The sequence below is a fragment of the Hydrogenophaga sp. genome, assembly GCF_022844385.1.
Classification (GTDB): domain Bacteria; phylum Pseudomonadota; class Gammaproteobacteria; order Burkholderiales; family Burkholderiaceae_C; genus Hydrogenophaga.
On record NZ_JALHLX010000138.1, the window covers coordinates 1 to 8,269 of the forward strand.

Genomic DNA, 8,269 nt, shown 5'->3' on the forward strand with positions numbered 1-8,269 from the left:
GCCATCGCGGCCAAGTCGCTGAAGGAGGTGCGTTACCACCTGCGCCACGCCAGCGACTGGCTGGTGCGCTTCGGTGACGGCACCGACGAATCGCACGCCCGCGCGCAAGCCGCACTCAACCACCTGCTGCCGTATTGCCAGGAGTTCTGGATCGGCAGCGACGCCGAAACGCAGGCGGTGCAAAGCAGCACCGGCGCCGATCTCGCCAGCCTCAAGGCCGATTGGGATGCGCTGGTGGACGACACTGTTCAAGAGGCCACGCTACAGCGCCCGGCTGTGCAGGGCTACGTGCCTCAGGGCAAGCTGGGTGTGCATTCGGAACACATGGGTTTTCTGCTGGCCGAGATGCAGAGCCTGGCGCGCACGCACCCGCAAGCGGTTTGGTGAGCCACGCCATGCAAACCGTCACGGAGCAGGACCACGCCGCCATCTGGGCCGCGCTTGCCGACCTGAGCGACCCCGAAATACCGGTGGTCAGCCTGAACGAACTCGGCATCTTGCGCGGGGTTCGCACCGGCGCCGACGGCACGCCCGAGGTGGTGATCACGCCCACCTACAGCGGCTGCCCGGCCATGGGGCAGATCGAGGACGACGTGCGCGCCGCACTGACCAACGCGGGCATCGGCGCCCGCGTGGTCACGCAGCTCGCTCCGGCCTGGACCACCGACTGGATGAGCGAGGCGGCGCGCGAGAAGCTGCGTGCGTACGGCATCGCGCCGCCACAGTGCGGCAGCAGCGCCAACGCGGGCACCAACGTGCTGAAGTTTTCGCGCCAGGCCTTGCAACGCGAGCTGGTGCCCTGCCCGCAATGCGGCTCGACCCACACCACCGAGACCTCGCCCTTCGGCTCCACCGCGTGCAAAGCCATGTACCGCTGCCTTGACTGTCTTGAGCCCTTCGACTACTTCAAACCCTATTGATGCCATGAGCACCGCACCCCGCTTCCACGAGCTGCCCATCGCGCGCATCAGCCCCGAGGCCGCGGGCGCAGTGGCCATCACATTGGCCATTCCGGTCGAGCAGCGCACGGCGTTTGCGTTCGAGCCGGGCCAGTTCCTCACCGTGCGCGCCACCATCGGCGGACAAGATGTGCGGCGCAGCTACTCCATCAGCAGCCCGCGCAGCCTGCTCACACAACGGGGCGAACTCACGCTGGGCATACGGCCGGTGGACGGCGGCGTGTTCTCCAACTGGGCCACGAGCGAACTCAAGGCCGGCGACACGCTGAAGGTGATGCCACCCGACGGCCGCTTCACCGTGCACAAACCCCGCGCATTGCACCGCGTGGGCTTCGCCGCGGGCTCGGGCATCACGCCCATCCTCTCGCTCATGGCCAGCACGCTGGAAGAATCGCCCGAGGCCAAGTTCACCCTGGTCTATGGCAACCGCCGCATGGACAGCGTGATGTTCAACGAAGCGCTGCAGGACCTGAAAGACCGCTACGCAGGCCGGCTCACGCTGATCCACATCCTCTCGCGCCAGGCGCAAGAGGTGCCGTTGCTCGAAGGCCGCATTGACGGCGACAAGGTGCGCGCGCTGATCGCCACTCTGCTGCCCGTGGGCAGCATGGACGAGGTCTTCATCTGCGGACCCGAGGCCATGATCGACGCGACCGAGAAGGCCTTGCTCGATGCCGGCGTGCGACCCGACCGAGTGCACACCGAACGCTTCACCTCGCCCACGCTCGACGCCCTGCCCGCTGAAGCGCGCAAGGCGGTGGTGCTCGGCCACGCCGATCCGGCCGTGCGCACCGACGGTGAGGTGGCACTCACGGTGATGCTCGACGGCAAGCCGCACGAACTGCGCATGAACCGCGACGAGCGTGTGCTCGACGTGGCGCTCAACGCGGGTCTGGATTTGCCGTGGTCCTGCCGCGGCGGTGTGTGCTGCACCTGCCGCGCCAAGGTGATGCAGGGCTCGGTGGCGATGGAGAAGAACTACACGCTGGAGCCCTGGGAAACCGACAAGGGTTTTGTGCTGAGCTGCCAGGCGCGCCCCACGAGCGACCACCTGGTCATCAGCTTTGATGAACGCTGAGGCGCTTGCCCCAGCGCCGACTCAGAAGCGCCAGCCCAGACCGACACCGACCAGCACCGGGTCCACCTTGAAGGTGCCGATGTTGTTGCCGCCGGAGATCACGTCGGTCTTGATGTAGACCTTCTTCACGTCGACGTTCAGGTACAGGTTCTTGGACAGCGGGAAGTCCACGCCCGCCTGGAACGCCATGCCGTAGCTGTTGCGCTTGAGGTCGGCCGCACCGCCGAGCAGGTCCACCGAGCTGAAGCGCGTGTAGTTCACACCGGCACCCACGTAGGGCTTGATGCCGCTGGCGTGGTTGAAGTGGTACTGCAGCGTGAGGGTGGGCGGCAGGTGCTTCAGCGAGCCGATCTGCGTGGCGCCGGCGTACACGCGCTGCTTCTGCGGCACGGTCAGCACCAGTTCGGCCGCCAGGTTGGGGCTGAAGAAGTAGGTGAAGTCGACTTCGGGCAGCGTCTTGTTGTTGATCGACAGGTCGAGGCCGGTGTAATCCTTGTTGGCGCTGTCGAGGTGAACGACGCGCGCGCGCACCAGCAACGAGCCGGCGGTGAAGTCTTGCGCAATGGCAGCACCCGATGCCAGCAGCGCGAGGGAGGCAATGGCCAGAGTGGTTTTTTTCATGGTGTTCAGTGATCGAGACGGGAACATTCCCGACCTCGATTACAGAAGACACCGGTCCTCTTCATGTTGCGGTGCATCAATGCAGACGCACACCCAAGCGGCCACACCACCCGCCCTTGATGCAGATCAAGGCTTCAGTCGCGCAGCACCACGACCGGTGCCACGCCGTACCGGATCAAGCCGATCTGCTCGGCCGCTGTGCGGCTGAGATCAATCACACGACCTTTGGTGAACGGTCCGCGGTCGTTGATGCGCACCACCACGTCCTGCCCGGTGATCAGATTGCGCACCCGCACGCGCGTGCCGAAGGGCAGCGTCTTGTGCGCTGCGGTGAGTTCGTTCATGTTGAAGACCTCGCCGCTGGCGGTGCGTCGGCCATGAAAGGGTTCGCCGTACCACGAGGCCCGGCCGCGCTCGATCTCGCGGGCATCCAGCACCGCAGCGGGCTCTTCTCCATCGGGCGTGGGCAGCGTCGGGGGCGCCTGCGTCGCACAGCCGCCCAGCCACAACACGGTGGCCAGGGCGAGCGTGAACGCGGACTTGAAGCTCATGACAACTGCAGCCGCTTGGCGATTTCCAGCGTCGCCACGCTCTGGTTCATGGTGTAGAAGTGCAGCGCCGGCACGCCGCCGTTGCGCAGCTGGTCGCACAGGTCGGTCACCACGTCCAGTCCGAAGGCCTTGATGGAAGCGGTGTCGTCACCAAAGGCTTGCAGGCGCAGCCGGATCCATCGCGGGATCTCGGCGCCACTCGCATCGGAGAAGCGCATGAGCTGCGTGGAACTGGTGATGGGCATGATGCCGGGCACCACCGGCACGTCGGCGCCGAGCTTCCAGGCGTCGTCCACGAAACGGAAATAAGCGTCGCTGTTGTAGAAGTACTGGGTGATGGCCGAATGCGCGCCTGCGCGCACCTTGGTCACGTAGGCATTCAAGTCGGAATCGGGTGACTTCGCCTGCGGGTGTACTTCGGGATAGGCCGCGACCTCGATGTGGAAGTCGTCACCGGTTTCGCTGCGGATGAACGTCACCAGGTCGCTGGCGTAGTGGAACTCACCGCCCGCGCCATAACCGCTGGGCAGGTCGCCGCGCAGCGCCACCAGCCGCTTCACGCCCATGGCCTTGAGCGTGGCGAGCTGTTCGCGCACCGAGGCCTTGGTGGCGCCGATGCACGAGAAGTGCGAGGCCGCCGGCACCGACTCGGCCAGGATGTCGCGCACCGTGTTGAAGGTGCCTTCCTGCGTGGAACCGCCCGCGCCATAAGTGACCGAGCAGAACTCGGGCTTCAGCGGGTAGAGCTGCTGGCGCACCGCGCGCAGCTTCTCCACGCCTTCCGGTGTCTTGGGTGGAAAAAATTCAAAACTCACGGGCAGGCCCATGGGGACATCTCCAGAAACAGGCAGAAATGTGCGGGTTCAACACCGCCGCGGGCCTCAGGCCGGCAGGCGGGCGAACACCAGAAATTCGCGGTTGCCGTCACCACCGGTGATCGGGCTTTCGACATAGTCGAGCAGCGCGAGGCCACTGTCTTTGACCACCTGCTCGATGCGCTGGCGCACCAGCGGGTAGCTCGCGTCGCTCTTGACCAGACCGCCCTTGCCGATGTGCTCGGGCTGCAGTTCGAACTGCGGCTTGACCAGCATGAGCACATGGCCACCCGCTTTGAGCAAGGGCACGAGCGCTGGCCACACCAGCGTCTGCGAAATGAACGACAGGTCACCGACGATGAGGTCGAACGGTGCGGCGGCAGCCTCTCCACCGCCATCCACCAAAGCTTCGGCAGTGAGATCGCGCGCATTGCAGCGTTCGATGCAGACGACCCGCGCGTCATCACGCAGGCGCGGATGCAACTGGCCCTGGCCCACGTCCACACCCACCACCTGCAACGCACCGCGTTGCAGCAGGCAGTCGGTGAATCCCCCGCTGCTCTGCCCCACATCGAGGCAGCGCAGGCCGCGCACGTCGAGCTCCACGCGTTGCAGCGCACCGTCGAGCTTGAGGCCACCGCGCGAGACAAAACGCGTCTCGGCGTTGTCCACCGCCTGCAGCTCCACCGTCTCGCGCAGCTCCTGGCCGTTCTTTGAGACAGTGGTCCAGTCGCCCGGCAACAGCCGCCAGCGCACGCCCGATGCAATCAGGCGCTGCGCTTGCGACTTGGACGCCGCCAGCCCGCGCTCGACGAGCAGTTGGTCCGCACGCATGCGGATCAATAGCGGTACGTGTCGGCCTTGTAAGGACCTTGCTTGGACACGCCAATGTAGGCGGCCTGCTCGTCGCTCAGTTCGGTCAGCATGGCGCCGACTTTCTTGAGGTGCAGACGCGCGACTTTTTCGTCCAGGTGCTTGGGCAGCACATAGACCTTGCCGGCTTCGTACTGGTCCTGCTTGGTGAAGAGCTCGATCTGCGCGATGGTCTGGTTGGCGAAGCTCGACGACATCACGAAGCTGGGATGGCCGGTGGCGCAACCCAGGTTCACCAGGCGGCCCTTGGCCAGCAGGGTGATCTTCTTGCCGTCGGGGAAAGTGATGTGGTCGACCTGGGGCTTGATCTCGTCCCACTCGCACTTCTCGAGCGCTGCCACGTCGATCTCGTTGTCGAAGTGACCGATGTTGCAGACGATGGCTTCGTCCTTCATGGCGGCCATGTGCTCGTAGCGGATCACGTTTTTGTTGCCGGTGGCGGACACGAAGATGTCGCACTTGTCGGCAGCGTATTCCATGGTCACGACCTTGAAGCCTTCCATCGCGGCCTGCAAGGCGTTGATGGGGTCGATCTCGGTCACCCACACCTGGGCGCTCAGGGCGCGCAGGGCCTGGGCCGAACCTTTGCCCACGTCACCGTAGCCGGCAACCACGCAGACCTTGCCGGCGATCATCACGTCGGTGGCGCGCTTGATGGAGTCGACCAGCGACTCGCGGCAGCCGTACAGGTTGTCGAACTTGCTCTTGGTCACGCTGTCGTTCACGTTGATCGCGCGGAACTGCAGCGCGCCCTTGGCCGACATCTCGTTCAGGCGCAGCACGCCGGTGGTGGTCTCTTCGGTCACGCCGATGATCTGGGCCGCCTTGCGGGTGTACCAGGTCTTGTCTTCGGCCAGCTTGGCCTTGATCGAGTTGTACAGGCAGATCTCTTCTTCGCTCTGCGGGTTGTTCAGGACGGAGGCGTCCTTCTCGGCGCGCTGGCCCAGGTGCATGAGCAGCGTGGCGTCGCCGCCGTCGTCCAGGATCATGTTGGGGCCTTCGCCTTCGGTGCCGGCGGCGCCGAATTCAAAGATGCGGTGGGTGAAGGCCCAGTACTCGTCCAGCGACTCGCCCTTGTGCGCGAACACCGGCGTGCCATTGGCCACCAGCGCGGCGGCGGCGTGGTCCTGCGTGGAGAAGATGTTGCACGACGCCCAGCGCACGCTGGCACCCAGCGCCTGCAGGGTCTCGACCAGCACGGCGGTCTGGATCGTCATGTGGATGCTGCCGGTGATGCGCGCGCCCTTGAGCGGCTGCGCCTTCGCGAACTCTTCGCGGATGGCCATCAGGCCGGGCATTTCGGTCTCGGCGATCTTGACTTCCTTGCGGCCCCATTCGGCCAGGGCAATGTCGGCGATCGCGCAATCGGTGAAGGTGGGGTTGTTCAGACGTGCATTCATGGTTCGCTCCGGTAAGGATGGATGAACCACATCGGCGGGCGAAAAAAAGCTCATCGCACGGGATGTGGATGAGCGTCGTTGCATGGATGGTCCGAGCCTCACGCCCCGCTGCTGACCTGGTCAGTGGGGACGCTGCAACGCTCCTCGGATGAGGGATTTTAGCCCAGCATGCCCCCGGGTGGGTGTTTGTGGGGTCTCCATCCCGGACTTCCTGCACGCCTGTGCGACACTGCCGGCCCCATGCCAACCCTGCCCACGCCCTCCCCGCTCGCCCTGTGGCCCACCTCGGAGCGCAGTCGAATCCGCGGCGTGCTCACCGACATCGACGACACCCTGACGACCGACGGCGCCATCACGCCCGACGCACTCGACGCACTGCAGCGCCTGCGCACCGCCGGTCTGCCGGTGCTGGCCATCACGGGCCGCCCAGCGGGCTGGAGCGAAGCCTTTGCCCTGGCCTGGCCGGTGGACGCGATCGTGGCTGAGAACGGTGCTGTGGCGCTGTGGCGCGGTGATGACGGCCTGCTTTGCCGGGACTACTTGCAAGACGCGACAACGCGAACCGCCAACTTCACGCGGCTCCAGATCACGGCACAACGCGTGTTGCGCGAACTGCCACAAGCGCGCCTGGCCACCGACAGCCCCGGGCGCGAGACCGACATCGCCATCGACCACAGCGAGTTCGCGCACTTGAATGAAACGGAGATCGCGCAGGTGGTGGCACTCATGCGCGGTGACGGCCTGAGCGCCACCGTGAGCTCGATCCACATCAACGGCTGGATCGGCGATCACGACAAGCTGGCCGGCGCGCGCTGGATCGTGCGCACGCGCCTGGGCCGGGACCTTGATACCGAACTCGACCGCTGGGTCTACGTGGGCGACTCGACCAACGACGCCCGCATGTTCGGCCACTTCCCGCACAGCGTGGGCGTGGCCAACGTGGCGCGCTTCTGGGCCGCGCTCAGCCACCACCCTCGCTTTGTGGCGCAGGCTGAGCGCGGCGCCGGCTTCACGGAGGTGGCCGACGCGGTGCTGTCGGCCAGGTCCTCATGACCGAGCACCCACTGCCACCCCAGCACAGCCAGGCCCTCACCGGCACCTCGCTGCCCGCGCTCGTGCCGGCGCAAGCGCGGCTCGGGCTGGTGGCCATCTTCGGCTCCACCTTTTTCCAGCTGGTGGGCTACTTCATGCTCATGCCGCTGTTGCTGCTCAGGCTCAAGGGCGACGGCGTGTCCACCGCACTGGCGGGTGTGTTCGTGGCCACCGGCTGGCTCGGCGTGTTTGCCATGACACCCTTCGCCTCGGCCATCACGCAGCGCCTGGGCCGCCGGCCGTCGCTGTGGCTCGCAGCCTTCGTGCCGGTGATCGCCATCACCGGCTTCCTGTTCAGCAACTCGCTGGTGTTGTGGTTCGTCTGCATCCTCATCGAGGGCATGGCCGCCGGCCTGCGCTGGGTGCTGGCCGAAGCCATCGTGGCCGAGTTCTCCCCGGCGCACCAGCGAGGACGCAACGTCGGCATCTTCGAGACCATGGTCGGCACCACCTTCGTGCTCGGTCCGCTGGTGCTGGTGTGGTTCGGCGCGCAGAGCGATGCGGCGCTGTGGCTGGCGCTGGCACTCACCGTGTTCGGTCTCGGCTGGAGCCTGCTCATTCCACGCCTGCCCGCCGCCGCCGATGCGCACGACGCCAAGGTCGGCCTCTCGGGCGTGTGGCATGCGCTGCGCCTGCACCCCCTGATCATGACGGTGGGTTTTGTCGGCGGCTTTTTCGAAAGCGGCCTCACCTCCATCCTGCCGCTGTACGGCCTGGCGCTGGGCCTGGGCGCCACCGCAGCCGCCCTGCTGGTCTCGGCCAGCGGCCTGGGCAGCGCCATCATGATGCTGCCCGCCGGCCTGCTGGCCGACCGCCTGGCCCACCACCCCACGCAGCGCTGGGGCGACGCGCGCGCCACGCGCCTGAAGATCATGCGGGT

9 protein-coding genes, 1 pseudogene and 1 riboswitch are annotated in these 8,269 nt (G+C 66.2%); of the genes and pseudogenes, 5 read left to right on the forward strand and 5 right to left on the reverse strand.

Features of this window, described 5'->3' with window-relative positions:
• From Q0C59_RS16830 to Q0C59_RS16840, 3 genes are all read left to right on the forward strand, one after another.
• The coding region (locus Q0C59_RS16830) for a Phenylacetic acid catabolic protein (protein WP_291217655.1) at positions 1-387 on the forward strand (387 nt) is incomplete at its 5' end.
• A gap of 8 nt (positions 388-395) precedes the next feature.
• Positions 396-920: a 1,2-phenylacetyl-CoA epoxidase subunit PaaD gene (gene paaD / locus Q0C59_RS16835; RefSeq protein ID WP_291217657.1), complete on the forward strand. Its 525-nt coding sequence runs from the start codon at positions 396-398 to the stop codon at positions 918-920.
• A gap of 4 nt (positions 921-924) precedes the next feature.
• Complete coding sequence (locus Q0C59_RS16840; protein WP_291217660.1) at positions 925-2,037, forward strand: 2Fe-2S iron-sulfur cluster-binding protein; 1,113 nt, start codon at positions 925-927, stop codon at positions 2,035-2,037.
• Positions 2,038-2,058: 21 nt separating this feature from the next.
• On the opposite strand, the gene Q0C59_RS16845 is transcribed toward Q0C59_RS16840, so the two are convergent.
• The 5 genes and pseudogenes from Q0C59_RS16845 to ahcY form a co-directional block, all read right to left on the reverse strand.
• Entirely contained in the window at positions 2,059-2,658 is a 600-nt protein-coding gene (locus Q0C59_RS16845) for an OmpW family protein (RefSeq protein ID WP_291217662.1), read from the reverse strand.
• A gap of 146 nt (positions 2,659-2,804) precedes the next feature.
• Positions 2,805-3,074 (reverse strand): annotated as a pseudogene (locus tag Q0C59_RS16850) (septal ring lytic transglycosylase RlpA family protein); the annotation flags it as partial.
• A 131-nt stretch (positions 3,075-3,205) separates the two neighbouring features.
• Complete coding sequence (metF, locus tag Q0C59_RS16855; protein WP_291217664.1) at positions 3,206-4,036, reverse strand: methylenetetrahydrofolate reductase [NAD(P)H]; 831 nt, start codon at positions 4,034-4,036, stop codon at positions 3,206-3,208.
• A gap of 54 nt (positions 4,037-4,090) precedes the next feature.
• A complete protein-coding gene (locus tag Q0C59_RS16860) occupies positions 4,091-4,858 on the reverse strand; it encodes a TlyA family RNA methyltransferase (RefSeq protein WP_291217667.1) in 768 nt (255 codons plus the stop codon).
• Positions 4,859-4,863: 5 nt separating this feature from the next.
• Positions 4,864-6,297: an adenosylhomocysteinase gene (gene ahcY / locus Q0C59_RS16865; RefSeq protein WP_291217669.1), complete on the reverse strand. Its 1,434-nt coding sequence runs from the start codon at positions 6,295-6,297 to the stop codon at positions 4,864-4,866.
• A 63-nt stretch (positions 6,298-6,360) separates the two neighbouring features.
• A riboswitch (S-adenosyl-L-homocysteine riboswitch) is annotated at positions 6,361-6,449 on the reverse strand.
• 88 nt (positions 6,450-6,537) lie between these two features.
• On the opposite strand from ahcY, the gene Q0C59_RS16870 reads away from it, so the two are divergent.
• Together Q0C59_RS16870 and Q0C59_RS16875 are read left to right on the forward strand one after the other, a co-directional pair.
• A complete protein-coding gene (locus tag Q0C59_RS16870) occupies positions 6,538-7,350 on the forward strand; it encodes an HAD-IIB family hydrolase (RefSeq protein WP_291217671.1) in 813 nt (270 codons plus the stop codon).
• On the forward strand, positions 7,347-8,269 hold a 923-nt coding region (locus tag Q0C59_RS16875), incomplete at its 3' end, for an MFS transporter (RefSeq protein WP_291217674.1). The genes Q0C59_RS16870 and Q0C59_RS16875, both read left to right, overlap by 4 nt.